The 15,372-nt window shown below is 66.6% G+C and carries 11 protein-coding genes; 9 read left to right on the forward strand and 2 right to left on the reverse strand.

Going from position 1 to position 15,372, the window contains the following annotated elements; all coding sequences use genetic code 11:
- Positions 1-3: 3 nt before the first annotated feature.
- Positions 4-918 (forward strand): ROK family protein, encoded by a 915-nt coding sequence (locus tag A5652_RS02780; protein ID WP_067346405.1) that lies wholly within the window; start codon positions 4-6, stop codon positions 916-918.
- Here the strand turns inward: A5652_RS02780 and A5652_RS02785 are convergent.
- Positions 911-1,240 carry a helix-turn-helix domain-containing protein gene (locus tag A5652_RS02785; protein WP_065122070.1) on the reverse strand — a complete coding sequence of 110 codons (330 nt, stop codon included), beginning with the start codon at positions 1,238-1,240 and terminating at the stop codon, positions 911-913. The genes A5652_RS02780 and A5652_RS02785 overlap by 8 nt on opposite strands.
- Before the next feature lie 67 nt (positions 1,241-1,307).
- Here A5652_RS02785 and A5652_RS02790 point away from each other — a divergent pair, with 67 nt between their 5' ends.
- From A5652_RS02790 to rplL, 3 genes are all read left to right on the forward strand, one after another.
- Positions 1,308-1,748, forward strand: a complete 441-nt coding sequence (locus A5652_RS02790) for a DUF1772 domain-containing protein (protein WP_065121952.1) — start codon at positions 1,308-1,310, stop codon at positions 1,746-1,748.
- A 248-nt stretch (positions 1,749-1,996) separates the two neighbouring features.
- Positions 1,997-2,617 (forward strand): 50S ribosomal protein L10, encoded by a 621-nt coding sequence (rplJ, locus tag A5652_RS02795; RefSeq protein WP_067346406.1) that lies wholly within the window; start codon positions 1,997-1,999, stop codon positions 2,615-2,617.
- A gap of 48 nt (positions 2,618-2,665) precedes the next feature.
- Positions 2,666-3,061, forward strand: a complete 396-nt coding sequence (gene rplL, locus A5652_RS02800) for a 50S ribosomal protein L7/L12 (protein ID WP_065121950.1) — start codon at positions 2,666-2,668, stop codon at positions 3,059-3,061.
- A 49-nt stretch (positions 3,062-3,110) separates the two neighbouring features.
- On the opposite strand, the gene A5652_RS02805 is transcribed toward rplL, so the two are convergent.
- The gene (locus A5652_RS02805; protein ID WP_067346409.1) at positions 3,111-3,782 is read right to left on the reverse strand and encodes a TetR/AcrR family transcriptional regulator; all 672 of its coding nucleotides are present in this window, start codon (positions 3,780-3,782) and stop codon (positions 3,111-3,113) included.
- A gap of 71 nt (positions 3,783-3,853) precedes the next feature.
- Here A5652_RS02805 and A5652_RS02810 point away from each other — a divergent pair, with 71 nt between their 5' ends.
- From A5652_RS02810 to A5652_RS02830, 5 genes are all read left to right on the forward strand, one after another.
- Positions 3,854-5,356 (forward strand): carotenoid oxygenase family protein, encoded by a 1,503-nt coding sequence (locus A5652_RS02810; protein WP_067346419.1) that lies wholly within the window; start codon positions 3,854-3,856, stop codon positions 5,354-5,356.
- A 170-nt stretch (positions 5,357-5,526) separates the two neighbouring features.
- A complete protein-coding gene (locus A5652_RS02815; RefSeq protein WP_065121948.1) occupies positions 5,527-6,537 on the forward strand; it encodes an ABC transporter ATP-binding protein in 1,011 nt (336 codons plus the stop codon).
- Between the two features lie 392 nt (positions 6,538-6,929).
- Positions 6,930-10,436 carry a DNA-directed RNA polymerase subunit beta gene (locus tag A5652_RS02820; protein ID WP_156745121.1) on the forward strand — a complete coding sequence of 1,169 codons (3,507 nt, stop codon included), beginning with the start codon at positions 6,930-6,932 and terminating at the stop codon, positions 10,434-10,436.
- A gap of 59 nt (positions 10,437-10,495) precedes the next feature.
- A complete protein-coding gene (locus tag A5652_RS02825) occupies positions 10,496-14,446 on the forward strand; it encodes a DNA-directed RNA polymerase subunit beta' (protein ID WP_067346434.1) in 3,951 nt (1,316 codons plus the stop codon).
- 149 nt (positions 14,447-14,595) lie between these two features.
- A complete protein-coding gene (locus tag A5652_RS02830; protein WP_067346435.1) occupies positions 14,596-15,351 on the forward strand; it encodes a deoxyribonuclease IV in 756 nt (251 codons plus the stop codon).
- Positions 15,352-15,372 lie beyond the last annotated feature (21 nt).

Consider the following 15,372-nt stretch of genomic DNA (forward strand, 5'->3'; position numbering starts at 1 on the left):
GCCGTGCTCACCCTCAGCCTGGACATCGGCGGCACCAAAATCGCTGTCGCGCTCGCGGATTCGGGTGGAAAGCTGGTGTACACCGCCGTCCGCCCCACGCCGATCACGCCCGCCGCCGAGGACGTCTGGGCCGTCGTCGACGCGATGATCACCGACGCGCTGCAGGCCGCGGACTCTCCGGTCGGCGCCGTCGGGATCGCGTCGGCCGGGCCGATCGATCTGCGCGGCGGAGCCGTCAGTCCGATCAACATCGACAGCTGGGACCGTTTTCCGTTGCGCGACAGGGTCGCCGCGTCGGTGCCCGGACTACCCGTGGTGCTGGCCGGTGACGGCGTCTGTATGGCCCTGGCTGAGCACTGGATTGGAGCGGGGAGAGACGCGGACGCCCAATTCATGCTGGGCATGGTGGTCTCCACCGGGGTGGGCGGCGGACTGGTGTTCGACGGCGTCCCATACTCGGGGCGCACCGGCAACGCGGGTCACGTCGGGCACGTGGTGGTCGAACTGGACGGCCGGCCCTGCGCCTGCGGTGGTCACGGTTGCGTGGAGACCGTCGCCTCCGGGCCGTGGATGGTGCGTCGGGCGCGAGAGAACGGCTGGCCAGCGCCGCCCGGCGCCGGCGCCAGCGACCTGGCCGCCGCGGCGGTGGCCGGAGACCCGTTGGCCCAGCAGGCATTCCACCATGGGGCCAACGCGCTGGCCGCGACGATCGCCTCGGTCGGCGCGGTGTGTGATCTGGATCTCGTGGTGATCGGGGGAGGCGTCGCCAAATCCGGGCCGCTGCTCTTCGACCCGCTGCGGGCGAAGCTCGCCGAATACGCCGGCCTGGACTTCTTGTCCGGGTTGCGCGTGGTGCCGGGCGAGCTCGGCGGTGACGCCGGGCTGATCGGTGCGGCCCGGCTCGCGGGCCTCAGCTGACCCGCTGCATGTGCTTTCGGCCCCAGTCGCACAGGCTCGCCAGCACCGGGCCCAGCGTCCTGCCGTATTCGGAAATCGAATAATGCACACACGGCGGCACCGTGCGCGCGTCGTGGCGCTCGATGATCCCGGCGTCGACCAATTCATGCAGGTGCCGGATGAGCATGCGCTCGGTGATGCCGGGAATGCTGCGCCGCAGCTCGGCGGTGCGCATGGGGCCGTCGCACAGCCGCCACAGGATGGTGCCCTTCCAGCGGCCGTCGATCACCGACAGCGCCGCGTCGATCGGGCAGTCGCTGACTTCCTTCTTGGATACGGCCACGAGCACCTCCGCTGACTAATTTGTCAGTACCTTGATATTTGTCAGCATAACCGCCAGTGTCGTTGCCATGAACAACAGCATCGACGCGCTCGCGGTTGTGATCACCGGACTGTTGGTCGGCGTGGAGCTGGGGGTCGCGGTCTTCTTCCACCCGCTCATCGCGCGGCTGCCCGACGACGGCTTCCGCGCGGCCCGCGGCGGTGCCGCGCGAGCGCTGGGCACGACGATGCCGTTCTGGTACGCCGTCGTCCTGCTGGTGGTGGCCGCCCTCGCCGTGCAGGAGCGCGGCGAGCAGCGCGACTGGTTGTGCGGCATCGCCGCCGGCCTGATGGCCGCGGTGATACTGCTGACGGTGACCCTGCTGGTGCCGATCAACAACCGCATCGCGAAATGGCCGAGCACCGGCGAGCTGTCCCGCGAGCTCGCCGCCCGCTGGGATCGACGGCACCGCGCTCGGGTGATCCTGCTGCTGGCGGTGTTCGTCCTGCTGGCCCTCGCCGTTACCTGAGGCGGCCGTTTTGGCTGATCGCGCGGGGCCACGCTATTGTGTTAGCCGATCCACCGAAGACCGTCGGTCACCGAGCAATCGGTTGAAGGTCCGGGAGCATCCCGGCGGCCCACGCAGGAGGACGAGGCATCAGCGCCGGCCCGCGCCGGCGTCTTTTCACGCCCCGGCCGCTTCTGCGCCGGGGCGTTCGTCGTTCTTCGGGGAATCGAGACGACACGTCGCATTGACTTTCACTTCAGGAGGTAGGCATGGCCAGGGCTGACAAGGCCGCCGCCGTTGCAGACATTGCCGAGCAGTTCAAGGAAGCGACCGCGACCCTGATCACGGAGTACCGCGGTCTGACCGTCGCCAACCTGGCCGAGCTGCGGCGCTCGCTGGGTGGGGCGGCCACCTACTCGGTGGCCAAGAACACGCTGGTCAAGCGCGCGGCCTCGGAGGCCGGGGTCGAGGGGCTCGACGAGCTCTTCGCCGGCCCGACGGCCATCGCGTTCGTCAGCGGGGAACCGGTCGACGCCGCCAAGGCCATCAAGACCTTCGCCAAGGACCACAAGGCGCTGGTCATCAAGGGCGGCTACATGGACGGCCGGGCGCTGACGGTCGCCGAAGTCGAGCGCATCGCCGACCTCGAGTCGCGCGAGGTGCTGCTGGCCAAGCTGGCGGGCGCGATGAAGGGCAACCTGGCCAAGGCGGCCGGGCTGTTCAACGCTCCGGCGTCCGGGGTCGCCCGCCTCGCGGCCGCCCTGCAAGAGAAGAAGGCCGCAGAGGGGCCGGCAGCTCCGGCAGAGCCTGCGCCCGCCGCGGAGGCCACCGGAGAACCAGCGTCGGAAACACCCACTGAGGCGCCGGAAACCCCGGCCGAAGCCGAATAACACAAACCACCCCCGGAACCTGGAAAAAACAAGGAAGGACCCATACCCATGGCAAAGATGTCTACCGACGACCTGCTCGACGCCTTCAAGGAAATGACCCTGCTGGAGCTCTCCGACTTCGTGAAGAAGTTCGAGGAGACCTTCGAGGTCACCGCGGCCGCCCCGGTCGCCGTTGCCGCCGCCGGTGGTGGCGCCGCCGGTGGTGCGCCCGCCGAGGCCGCCGAGGAGCAGTCGGAGTTCGACGTGATCCTCGAGGCCGCCGGTGACAAGAAGATCGGCGTCATCAAGGTGGTCCGCGAGATCGTCTCCGGCCTCGGCCTCAAGGAGGCCAAGGACCTGGTCGACGGCGCGCCCAAGCCGCTGCTGGAGAAGGTGGCCAAGGAGGCCGCCGACGAGGCCAAGGCCAAGCTCGAGGCCGCCGGCGCCACCGTCACCGTCAAGTAAGTCAGTGCGCGCAGACCCCCGGGATCGCCGTCCCGGGGGTTTCGCGCGTTCAGCGCCTGGCCGACTGCAGCGACTGCGCCACTCGCTCGGGTGAATCCCCAAGGGCGGCAAGCAGATTCGTAGTCATCGCGGTAAGCACCGGTAGGACCGCCGAGTCGTCGTCACCGTAGTAGCCGGCCAGCTCCAGCATGACGAACCCGTGGATCAGCGCCCAGAACTGGGCCGCGGTGGCCACGACGGACGCATCGTCGTCGGGGGCGCCCACGGTGATTCGGCCGGCCAGCATGCACCGATGCACCCCGCGCACCACGTGGGCGAAGCTGGGGTGGCGCCGCTCGATCTCGGCGACCGTCAGTGTCAGGACGTTATGGGCGGGCGCGTTGATGCCGTGTGCGCTGGTGCTGCCGAACATCAGCCGGTACATGTGCGGGCGCCGGATGGCGTAGCGGCGGTAGGCCGCACCGACGACGAATAGATCGGCGACCGGGTCGTCGGTCTGCGGCACCGTCAGCGCGGCGTCGAACTGCCGCAGTCCCTCCTCGGCCATCTCGGCGATCAGCCCGCGCATCCCGCCGAAGTGGGTGTACACCGCCATCGTGGAGGTCCCTGCGGCGCCGGCCACCTTGCGTGTCTGCAGGGCGTCGGGCCCGTGCTCATCGAGCAGGCCGACCGCGGCGTGCAGCATCTCTTCCCGAACGCTGCGCTGAACGTCTGAAGTCATCGTTGCCATCTTCCCATCGGAAGCGTAGCGTGCCAATAACGCCGAAATAACAATGTTATAGGAGCTCAGCCATGGTGACCACGACAGCCGCGAAGCCCGGCAATCCGTACCTCGAGGACTTCCTGGCGCCGGTGAGCGCGGAAGTCACCGCGCACGATCTGCGCGTCACCGGACGCATCCCCGAACACCTCGACGGCCGCTACCTGCGCAACGGGCCGAACCCCGTCGCCGAGGTGGACCCGGCGGTCTACCACTGGTTCAGCGGTGACGGCATGGTGCACGGGGTCGCGCTGCGCGACGGGCAGGCCCTCTGGTATCGCAACCGCTGGGTGCGCACCGCGCACGTGTGCAGAGCATTGCATGAGCCGGCGCCCCAAGGGCTGAACCCGCGCGCCGGGATGCTCTCCGTCGGCCCCAACACCAACGTGCTGGAACACGCCGGTCAAACGCTTGCGCTCGTCGAGGGGGGCGGGGCGAACTACCGGCTGACCGAGGAGCTGGACACCGACGGGCCGTGCGACTTCGACGGCACCCTGTCCGGGGGCTACACCGCCCATCCGCACCGCGATCCCCGCACCGGCGAATTGCACGCGGTGTCTTACGCGTTCACCCGCGGGCGGACCGTGCAGTACTCGGTGATCGACACCTCGGGACGGGCTCGTCGGACCGTCGACATCGAGGTGTCGGGGTCGCCGATGATGCACGATTTCTCCCTGACCGACAAATACGTGGTGATCTACGACCTTCCGGTGACGTTCGATCCCGTGCAGGTGATGCCGACGAACGTGCCGCGTTGGTTGAGTTTGCCGGCCCGGCTCGTTATGCAGTCATTGATCGGACGCGTCCGGGTTCCCAGTCCGGTGACCACGATGATCAACAACAATCGCGAGCCGATCAGCCGGATGCCCTACCGCTGGAATCCTGACTACCCGGCGCGCATCGGAGTCATGCCGCGCGAGGGCGGCAACAAGGACATCCGCTGGTTCGACATCGAGCCGTGTTACGTCTATCACCCGCTGAACGCCTACTCCGAGATGCGCGGTGGCGCCGAGGTTTTGGTGCTCGATGTGGTCAGCTACTCGCGGATGTTCGACCGCGACCTGCGCGGCCCCGGCGACAGCCGGCCGACGCTGGACCGCTGGACCGTCAACCTCGCGACCGGGGCGGTGACCAGCGAACGCCGCGACGATCGCCCGCAGGAGTTTCCGCGCATCAACGAGGGCCTGCTGGGCGGGCGGCACCGATTCGGCTATGCCATCGGCACCGACGGCGGCTACCTCTCGAACGGGGCGTCCGAGATGTCCACCGCGCTGTACAAGCACGACTATGAGACCGGGTCGTGCGAGGTTGCTGCGCTCGATGCCGGCCTTTTACTCGGCGAGATGTCCTTTGTGCCCAACCCCGCGGCCCGCGCTGAGGACGACGGCATCCTGATGGGGTTCGGCTATCACCGCGACCACGACGAAGGCCAACTGGTTTTGCTGGACGCGCAGTCGCTCGAGCAGGTGGCCACCATCCACTTGCCCCAGCGGGTGCCGATGGGCTTTCACGGCAACTGGGCGCCCACTGGCTAACACGTGCGTCAAATAAGTCGTGCCGTACGGGCTTCCGCGTGATCTCAGGACGGCCAATTTTTGCCGCTGTCGTTCGCATCCCTGATGCCGTGTGGCAGGCGTGCGCTACAGTGACTCATGCCACATAAAAGGGCAGGTGGCGGGCACGACTGTCGACGGAAGGATTCCCCATGGGCGTCGCTATCGAGGTGAATGGACTCACGAAGTCCTTCGGTTCCTCGAGGATTTGGGAAGACGTGACGCTGGAAATCCCCGCCGGGGAGGTCAGCGTCCTACTCGGGCCATCGGGTACCGGCAAATCGGTTTTCCTGAAGTCCCTGATCGGTTTGTTGCGACCCGAGCGCGGGTCGGTCGTCATCGACGGCACCGACATCCTGCAGTGTTCGGCCAAGGAGCTCTACGAGATCCGCACGCTGTTCGGCGTCATGTTCCAGGACGGCGCCCTGTTCGGTTCGATGAACCTGTTCGACAACGCGGCGTTCCCGCTGCGCGAGCACACCAAGAAGAAGGAAGGCGAGATCCGTGACATCGTCATGGAGAAGCTGACCCTGGTCGGTCTCGGCGGCGACGAGAAGAAGTTCCCCGGAGAGATCTCCGGTGGTATGCGCAAGCGCGCCAGCCTGGCCCGCGCCCTGGTGATGGACCCGCAGATCATCCTCTGTGACGAGCCCGACTCCGGTCTGGACCCGGTCCGTACCGCCTACCTGAGCCAGTTGATCCTCGACATCAACGCCCAGATCGACGCCACGGTGCTGATCGTTACCCACAACATCAACATCGCCCGCACCGTCCCGGACAACATGGGCATGCTGTTCCGCCGCAAGCTGGTCATGTTCGGCCCGCGCGAGGTGCTACTGACCAGCGACGAGCCCGTCGTCCGGCAGTTCCTCAACGGCCGCCGGATCGGACCGATCGGCATGTCCGAGGAAAAGGACGAGGCGACCATGGCCGAGGAGCAGGCCCTGCTCGACGCCGGTCACCACGCCGGTGGTGTCGAGGAGATCGAGGGCGTCCCGCCGCAGATCACCGCCACCCCCGGCATGCCCGAGCGCAAGGCCGTCGCCCGCCGCCAGGCCCGGGTGCGCGAGATCCTGCACACCCTGCCCAAGAACGCGCAGGCCGCCATCCTCGACGACCTCGAAGGGACCCACAAGTTCCGGTCGCACGAGTTCGGCGACTAGTGCCCGGTGTCCGCCGGGTTCCGCGATAACTCCGCGTAACACTCCCGGCCCGCCCTCTTGACGACGGGCCGTAAACGGGCCAGTCTGTTGGGCAGCATGTATCCAGTGGTAAGTCGAGATGCCAGCCAGCGCCGATGTCCCTGGACTGCTAATGCTGGGCAGTTGAGGAATGCGCCGTCCTGCGCTATTGTTGGACGTTGCGCTGGCTACCTCCTGCCCACCTCACCCGCCACCTGACACCGTGGTCTAAGCCTGAGCCCCTCAACCGGCTTAGTTCTAGTTGCGCGTGAGATCCGGACAGATCGTCCGCCGGCCGAACCGACACAATTCGCGGCGAGCTGGCCGGTGGTCCCGGTCTTTGTGAGTCGCACGAGGTGCTGGAAGGATGCATCTTGGCAGATTTCCGCCAGAGCAAGACGGATCGCCCACAAAGTTCCTCTAACGGAAGTTCCTCAAACGGCTCCGTGCCTGGAGCCCCCAACCGAGTTTCCTTCGCCAAGCTCCGCGAACCGCTCGAGGTTCCGGGGCTGCTTGACGTGCAGATCGACTCCTTCGAGTGGTTGATCGGCGCGCCGCGGTGGCGTGAGGCCGCCGCCGCACGCGGGGACGTGACCCCGGTGGGTGGCCTGGAAGAGGTTCTCTACGAGCTCTCGCCGATCGAGGACTTCTCCGGCTCGATGTCGCTGTCGTTCTCCGACCCGCGATTCGACGAGGTCAAGGCGCCGGTCGACGAGTGCAAAGACAAGGACATGACGTACGCGGCCCCGTTGTTCGTCACGGCCGAGTTCATCAACAACAACACCGGCGAGATCAAGAGCCAGACGGTGTTCATGGGCGACTTCCCGATGATGACCGAGAAGGGCACCTTCATCATCAACGGCACCGAGCGTGTGGTGGTCAGCCAGCTGGTCCGCTCGCCCGGTGTGTATTTCGACGAGAGCATCGACAAGTCGACCGAGAAGCTGTTGCACAGCGTCAAGGTGATCCCGAGCCGCGGCGCGTGGCTGGAGTTCGACGTCGACAAGCGCGACACCGTCGGCGTCCGCATCGACCGCAAGCGTCGCCAGCCCGTCACCGTGCTACTCAAGGCGCTGGGCTGGACCAGCGAACAGATCACGGAGCGATTCGGTTTCTCCGAGATCATGATGTCGACGCTGGAGAAGGACAACACCGCCGGCACCGACGAGGCGCTGCTGGACATCTACCGCAAGCTGCGTCCGGGCGAGCCGCCGACCAAGGAGTCCGCGCAGACCCTGCTGGAGAACCTGTTCTTCAAGGAGAAGCGCTACGACCTGGCCCGCGTCGGCCGCTACAAGGTCAACAAGAAGCTGGGCCTGCACGCGGGCGAGCCGATCACGTCGTCGACGCTGACCGAGGAAGACGTCGTCGCCACCATCGAATACCTGGTCCGCCTGCACGAGGGCCAGGCCACGATGACCGTCCCCGGCGGCATCGAGGTGCCGGTGGAGACCGACGACATCGACCACTTCGGCAACCGCCGGCTGCGCACCGTGGGCGAGCTGATCCAGAACCAGATCCGGGTCGGCATGTCGCGCATGGAGCGCGTGGTCCGGGAGCGGATGACGACGCAGGACGTCGAGGCCATCACGCCGCAGACCCTGATCAACATCCGGCCGGTCGTCGCCGCGATCAAGGAGTTCTTCGGCACCAGCCAGCTGTCTCAGTTCATGGACCAGAACAACCCGCTGTCGGGGCTGACCCACAAGCGTCGTCTGTCGGCGCTGGGCCCCGGTGGTCTGTCCCGTGAGCGCGCCGGCCTGGAGGTCCGTGACGTCCACCCGTCGCACTACGGCCGCATGTGCCCGATCGAGACCCCGGAAGGCCCGAACATCGGTCTGATCGGCTCGCTGTCGGTGTACGCCCGGGTCAACCCGTTCGGGTTCATCGAGACGCCGTACCGCAAGGTGGTCGACGGTGTGGTCTCCGACGAGATCCACTACCTGACCGCCGACGAGGAGGACCGCCACGTGGTGGCGCAGGCCAACTCGCCGATCGACGCCAAGGGCCGGTTCGAAGAGGCACGCGTCCTGGTCCGCCGGAAGGCGGGCGAGGTCGAGTACGTGCCCTCGTCCGAGGTGGACTACATGGACGTGTCGCCGCGCCAGATGGTGTCGGTGGCCACGGCCATGATCCCGTTCCTCGAGCACGACGACGCCAACCGTGCCCTGATGGGTGCCAACATGCAGCGCCAGGCGGTTCCGCTGGTGCGCAGCGAGGCGCCGCTGGTGGGTACCGGCATGGAGCTGCGCGCGGCGATCGACGCCGGCGACGTGGTCGTGGCCGACAAGGCCGGGGTGATCGAGGAGGTCTCCGCTGACTACATCACCGTGATGGCCGACGACGGCACCCGGCACACCTACCGGATGCGCAAGTTCGAGCGGTCCAACCACGGAACCTGCGCCAACCAGTCGCCGATCGTCGACGCGGGGGAGCGGGTCGAGGCCGGCCAGGTCATCGCCGACGGTCCCTGCACCGAGAACGGTGAGATGGCGCTGGGCAAGAACCTGCTCGTGGCGATCATGCCGTGGGAAGGCCACAACTACGAGGACGCGATCATCCTCTCCAACCGGCTGGTTGAGGAGGACGTGCTCACCTCGATCCACATCGAAGAGCACGAGATCGACGCCCGCGACACCAAGCTGGGCGCCGAGGAGATCACCCGGGACATCCCGAACGTCTCCGATGAGGTGCTGGCCGACCTGGACGAGCGCGGCATCGTGCGCATCGGTGCCGAGGTTCGCGACGGCGACATCCTGGTCGGCAAGGTCACCCCGAAGGGTGAAACCGAGCTGACCCCGGAGGAGCGGCTGCTGCGCGCGATCTTCGGTGAGAAGGCCCGCGAGGTTCGCGACACCTCCTTGAAGGTGCCGCACGGCGAGTCGGGCAAGGTCATCGGCATCCGCGTGTTCTCCCGCGAGGACGACGACGAGCTGCCGGCCGGCGTCAACGAGCTGGTGCGCGTCTACGTGGCCCAGAAGCGCAAGATCTCCGACGGCGACAAGCTCGCCGGACGCCACGGCAACAAGGGCGTCATCGGCAAGATCCTGCCGCAGGAGGACATGCCGTTCCTGCCGGACGGCACCCCGGTCGACATCATCCTGAACACCCACGGTGTGCCCCGACGGATGAACATCGGCCAGATCCTGGAGACCCACCTCGGGTGGGTGGCCAAGTCCGGCTGGAACATCGACGGTTCGCCCGACTGGGCGGTCAACCTGCCCGAGCAGCTGCTGCACGCGCAGCCGAACCAGATCGTGTCGACGCCGGTGTTCGATGGCGCCAAGGAGGAAGAGCTGGCCGGCATGCTGTCCTGCACGCTGCCCAACCGCGACGGTGAGGTCATGGTCAACGGCGACGGCAAGGCGGTGCTGTTCGACGGCCGCAGCGGTGAGCCGTTCCCGTACCCGGTGACCGTCGGCTACATGTACATCATGAAGCTGCACCACCTGGTGGACGACAAGATCCACGCCCGTTCCACCGGCCCGTACTCGATGATCACGCAGCAGCCGCTGGGTGGTAAGGCGCAGTTCGGTGGCCAGCGCTTCGGTGAGATGGAGTGCTGGGCCATGCAGGCCTACGGCGCGGCGTACACGCTGCAGGAGCTGTTGACCATCAAGTCCGACGACACCGTCGGCCGGGTCAAGGTCTACGAGGCGATCGTGAAGGGCGAGAACATCCCGGAGCCGGGCATTCCCGAGTCCTTCAAGGTGTTGCTCAAGGAGCTGCAGTCGCTCTGCCTCAACGTCGAGGTGCTCTCCAGCGACGGTGCGGCGATCGAGCTGCGCGAAGGCGAGGACGAGGACCTCGAGCGGGCAGCAGCCAACCTGGGAATCAACTTGTCCCGCAACGAATCTGCGTCTGTTGAGGATCTGGCTTAGCGGTGACGCCAAGCCAGCCTCTTATTGGTAACTAAACCCGCAAGGGGAAAGGGAGTTACGTGCTCGACGTCAACTTCTTCGATGAACTCCGTATCGGTCTGGCCACCGCGGAGGACATCAGGCAATGGTCTTACGGCGAGGTCAAGAAGCCGGAGACGATCAACTACCGCACGCTGAAGCCCGAGAAGGACGGCCTGTTCTGCGAGAAGATCTTCGGACCGACTCGCGACTGGGAGTGCTACTGCGGCAAGTACAAGCGTGTCCGCTTCAAGGGCATCATCTGTGAGCGCTGCGGCGTCGAGGTGACCCGCGCCAAGGTGCGTCGCGAGCGGATGGGCCACATCGAGCTGGCCGCGCCCGTCACGCACATCTGGTACTTCAAGGGCGTGCCGTCGCGGCTGGGATATCTGCTCGACCTGGCGCCGAAGGATCTCGAGAAGATCATCTACTTCGCCGCCTACGTGATCACCTCGGTCGACGACGAGATGCGCCACAACGAGCTCTCGACGCTCGAGGCCGAAATGATGGTGGAGCGCAAGGCCATTGAGGACCAGCGCGATGCCGACCTGGAGGCCCGTGCCCAGAAGCTCGAGGCCGACCTGGCCGAGCTGGAGGCCGAGGGCGCCAAGGCCGACGCGCGCCGCAAGGTCCGCGACGGCGGCGAGCGCGAGATGCGTCAGCTGCGCGACCGGGCCCAGCGTGAGCTGGACCGGCTCGAGGAGATCTGGACGACCTTCACCAAGCTGGCCCCCAAGCAGCTCATCGTCGACGAGAACCTCTACCGCGAGCTGATCGACCGCTTCGGTGAGTACTTCACCGGCGCCATGGGTGCGGAGTCGATCCAGAAGCTGATCGAGAACTTCGACATCGACGCCGAGGCCGAGATCCTGCGTGACGTCATCCGGAACGGCAAGGGGCAGAAGAAGCTTCGCGCCCTCAAGCGGCTGAAGGTCGTCGCCGCGTTCCAGCAGTCGGGCAACTCGCCGATGGGTATGGTGCTCGACGCCGTTCCGGTGATCCCGCCGGAGCTGCGCCCGATGGTTCAGCTCGACGGTGGCCGGTTCGCCACGTCGGACCTGAATGACCTGTACCGCCGCGTGATCAACCGCAACAACCGCCTCAAGAGGCTGATCGACCTCGGCGCGCCCGAGATCATCGTCAACAACGAGAAGCGGATGCTGCAGGAGTCCGTGGACGCGCTGTTCGACAACGGCCGTCGCGGCCGCCCGGTCACCGGGCCGGGTAACCGCCCGCTGAAGTCGCTGTCGGATCTGTTGAAGGGTAAGCAGGGCCGGTTCCGCCAGAACCTGCTCGGTAAGCGTGTCGACTACTCGGGCCGTTCGGTCATCGTGGTCGGTCCGCAGCTCAAGCTGCACCAGTGCGGTCTGCCCAAGCTGATGGCGCTGGAGCTGTTCAAGCCGTTCGTGATGAAGCGACTGGTCGACCTCAACCACGCGCAGAACATCAAGAGCGCCAAGCGCATGGTGGAGCGTCAGCGTCCCCAGGTGTGGGATGTCCTCGAAGAGGTCATCGCCGAGCACCCGGTGCTGCTGAACCGCGCACCCACCCTGCACCGGCTGGGTATCCAGGCCTTCGAGCCAATGCTGGTGGAAGGCAAGGCAATCCAGCTGCACCCGCTGGTGTGTGAGGCGTTCAACGCCGACTTCGACGGTGACCAGATGGCGGTGCACCTGCCGCTTTCCGCCGAGGCGCAGGCCGAGGCCCGCATCCTGATGCTGTCGAGCAACAACATCCTGTCTCCGGCGTCCGGCCGTCCGCTGGCCATGCCGCGTCTGGACATGGTGACCGGTCTGTACTTCCTGACCACCGAGGTCGAGGGTGACAAGGGCGAATTCAAGGCCGCCGCCAAGGACGAGCCCGAGGTCGGGGTTTACTCCTCGCCGGCCGAGGCGATCATGGCGGCCGACCGTGGCGTGCTGTCGGTGCGGGCCAAGATCAAGGTGCGGCTGACCCAGTTGCGCCCGCCCACGGAGATCGAGGCCGAGCTGTTCGGCGCCAACGGCTGGCAGCCGGGCGACGCCTGGATGGCCGAGACCACTTTGGGCCGTGTGCTTTTCAACGAACTGCTGCCGGTGGGCTACCCGTTCGTCAACAAGCAGATGCACAAGAAGGTGCAGGCGTCGATCATCAACGATCTGGCCGAGCGCTACCCGATGATCGTCGTCGCGCAGACCGTGGACAAGCTCAAGGACGCCGGCTTCTACTGGGCGACCCGCAGCGGTGTCACGGTCTCGATGGCCGACGTGCTCGTCCCGCCGCGCAAGAAGGAGATCCTCGACCAGTACGAGGACCGCGCCGAAAAGGTCGAAAAGCAGTTCCAGCGTGGTGCTTTGAACCACGACGAGCGCAACGAGGCGCTAGTCGAGATCTGGAAGGAAGCCACCGACGAGGTCGGTCAGGCGCTGCGTGAGCACTACCCGGCCGACAACCCGATCATCACGATCGTGGACTCGGGCGCCACGGGTAACTTCACCCAGACGCGAACGCTGGCCGGCATGAAGGGTCTGGTGACCAACCCGAAGGGTGAGTTCATCCCGCGTCCGGTCAAGTCGTCGTTCCGTGAGGGCCTGACCGTGCTGGAGTACTTCATCAACACGCACGGCGCTCGAAAGGGCCTGGCGGACACCGCGTTGCGTACCGCCGACTCGGGTTACCTGACCCGTCGTCTGGTGGACGTCAGCCAGGACGTCATCGTCCGCGAGCACGACTGCGAGACCGAGCGGGGCATCATCGTCGAGCTGGCCGAGCGTCAGCCGGACGGCACCCTGATCCGCGACCCGTACATCGAAACCTCGGCGTACGCGCGGACTCTGGGCGCCGACGCGGTCGACGAGGCCGGCAATGTCGTCGTCGCGCGCGGCGAGGATCTGGGCGACCCGTCGATCGAGGCCCTGCTGGCCGCGGGCATCACGCAGATCAAGGTGCGCTCGGTGCTGACGTGCACCACCGGCACCGGCGTGTGCGCGACTTGTTACGGGCGGTCCATGGCCACCGGGAAGCTGGTCGACATCGGCGAGGCGGTCGGTATCGTCGCGGCGCAGTCCATCGGTGAGCCCGGTACCCAGCTGACCATGCGTACCTTCCACCAGGGTGGTGTCGGTGAGGACATCACCGGCGGGCTGCCCCGTGTGCAGGAGCTGTTCGAGGCCCGCATCCCGCGCGGCAAGGCGCCGATCGCCGACGTCACCGGTCGGGTGCGTCTCGAGGACGGTGAGCGGTTCTACAAGATCACCATCGTTCCCGACGACGGCAGCGAAGAGGTCGTGTACGACAAGCTCTCCAAGCGGCAGCGGCTGCGTGTGTTCAAGCACGAAGACGGTTCCGAGCGGGTGCTGTCCGACGGCGACCACGTCGAGGTGGGCCAGCAGCTGATGGAGGGCTCGGCCGACCCGCACGAGGTGCTGCGCGTGCAGGGCCCCCGCGAGGTGCAGATCCACCTGGTCCGCGAGGTCCAGGAGGTCTACCGCGCCCAGGGTGTGTCGATCCACGACAAGCACATCGAGGTGATCGTTCGCCAGATGCTGCGCCGCGTCACCATCATCGACTCGGGCTCGACGGAGTTCCTGCCCGGCTCGCTGATCGACCGCGCGGAGTTCGAGGCGGAGAACCGCCGGGTGGTGGCCGAGGGCGGCGAGCCCGCGGCCGGACGTCCGGTCCTGATGGGTATCACGAAGGCGTCGCTGGCCACCGACTCGTGGCTGAGTGCGGCGTCGTTCCAGGAGACCACGCGAGTGCTGACCGATGCGGCGATCAACTGCCGCAGCGACAAGCTCAACGGTCTGAAGGAGAACGTGATCATCGGAAAGCTGATCCCGGCCGGTACCGGTATCAACCGGTACCGCAACATCCAGGTGCAGCCGACCGAGGAGGCCCGGGCCGCCGCGTACACGATCCCGTCCTACGAGGATCAGTACTACAGCCCGGACTTCGGCCAGGCCACCGGCGCCGCGGTGCCGCTGGACGACTACGGCTACAGCGACTACCGCTAGTCCACAACGAAAAAGCCCCGGGTTCGCCCGGGGCTTTTTCGTGCGTTGTGCCGCCGAACGGGAAGCTCACTTCACACTCGGCGCCGAACTAGCTTCACGTTCGCGGCCGACCTCTGAGTGCGTCGGGGCCCGTCACTAGACTGGCCGACGTGCTCATCGGTTCACACGTCCACAACGACGACCCGCTGGCCGCCGCGCAAGCCGACGGCGCCGACGTCGTGCAGTTCTTCCTCGGCAACCCGCAGAGCTGGAAGAAACCCAAACCCCGCGACGACGCCGAGGCGCTCAAAGCGTCGAGCGTGCCGCTCTACGTCCATGCGCCGTACCTCATCAACGTCGCATCGGCGAACAACCGCATCCGGATCCCGTCGCGCAAAATCTTGCAGGACACCTGCGACGCGGCCGCGGAAATCAACGCGACGGCGGTCATCGTGCACGGCGGCCACGCCGACGACGACGACATGGAAGCCGGTTTCGAGCGCTGGGTCAAGGCGCTGGACTACCTGGAAACAGACGTGCAGGTGTATCTGGAGAACACCGCCGGCGGCGACCACGCGATGGCCCGCTACTTCGACACCATCGGCAAACTGTGGGATCACATCGGCGACAAGGGAATCGGCTTTTGCCTGGACACCTGTCACGCTTGGGCCGCCGGTGAGGCCCTGATCGATGCGGTCGACCGGATCAAGGCCCTGACCGGCCGCATCGACCTGGTGCACTGCAACGACTCGAGGGACGCGGCGGGCTCCGGTGCCGACCGGCACGCCAATTTCGGCACCGGCCAGATCGATCCGGCGCTGCTCGTCGCCGTGGTCGAGGCCGCCGATGCGCCGGTGATCTGCGAAACGGCGGACGAGGGCCGCAAGGACGACATCGCCTTCCTGCGGGAGAACACCAAGGGCTGACCCCCGGCTATTACACCTCTT

It is taken from the genome of Mycobacterium sp. 1165178.9 (assembly GCF_001673555.1).
Taxonomy (GTDB): Bacteria; Actinomycetota; Actinomycetes; order Mycobacteriales; family Mycobacteriaceae; genus Mycobacterium.

Excerpts from the sequence above, each read along its gene's own strand:
- A5652_RS02790 (WP_065121952.1), top strand. The coding sequence starts at position 1,308 with ATGAACAACAGCATCGACGCGCTCGCGGTTGTGATCACCGGACTGTTG.
- A5652_RS02810 (WP_067346419.1), top strand. The coding sequence starts at position 3,854 with ATGGTGACCACGACAGCCGCGAAGCCCGGCAATCCGTACCTCGAGGAC.
- A5652_RS02815 (WP_065121948.1), top strand. The coding sequence starts at position 5,527 with ATGGGCGTCGCTATCGAGGTGAATGGACTCACGAAGTCCTTCGGTTCC.
- A5652_RS02805 (WP_067346409.1), bottom strand. The coding sequence starts at position 3,782 with ATGACTTCAGACGTTCAGCGCAGCGTTCGGGAAGAGATGCTGCACGCC.
- rplJ (WP_067346406.1), top strand. The coding sequence starts at position 1,997 with ATGGCCAGGGCTGACAAGGCCGCCGCCGTTGCAGACATTGCCGAGCAG.
- rplL (WP_065121950.1), top strand. The coding sequence starts at position 2,666 with ATGGCAAAGATGTCTACCGACGACCTGCTCGACGCCTTCAAGGAAATG.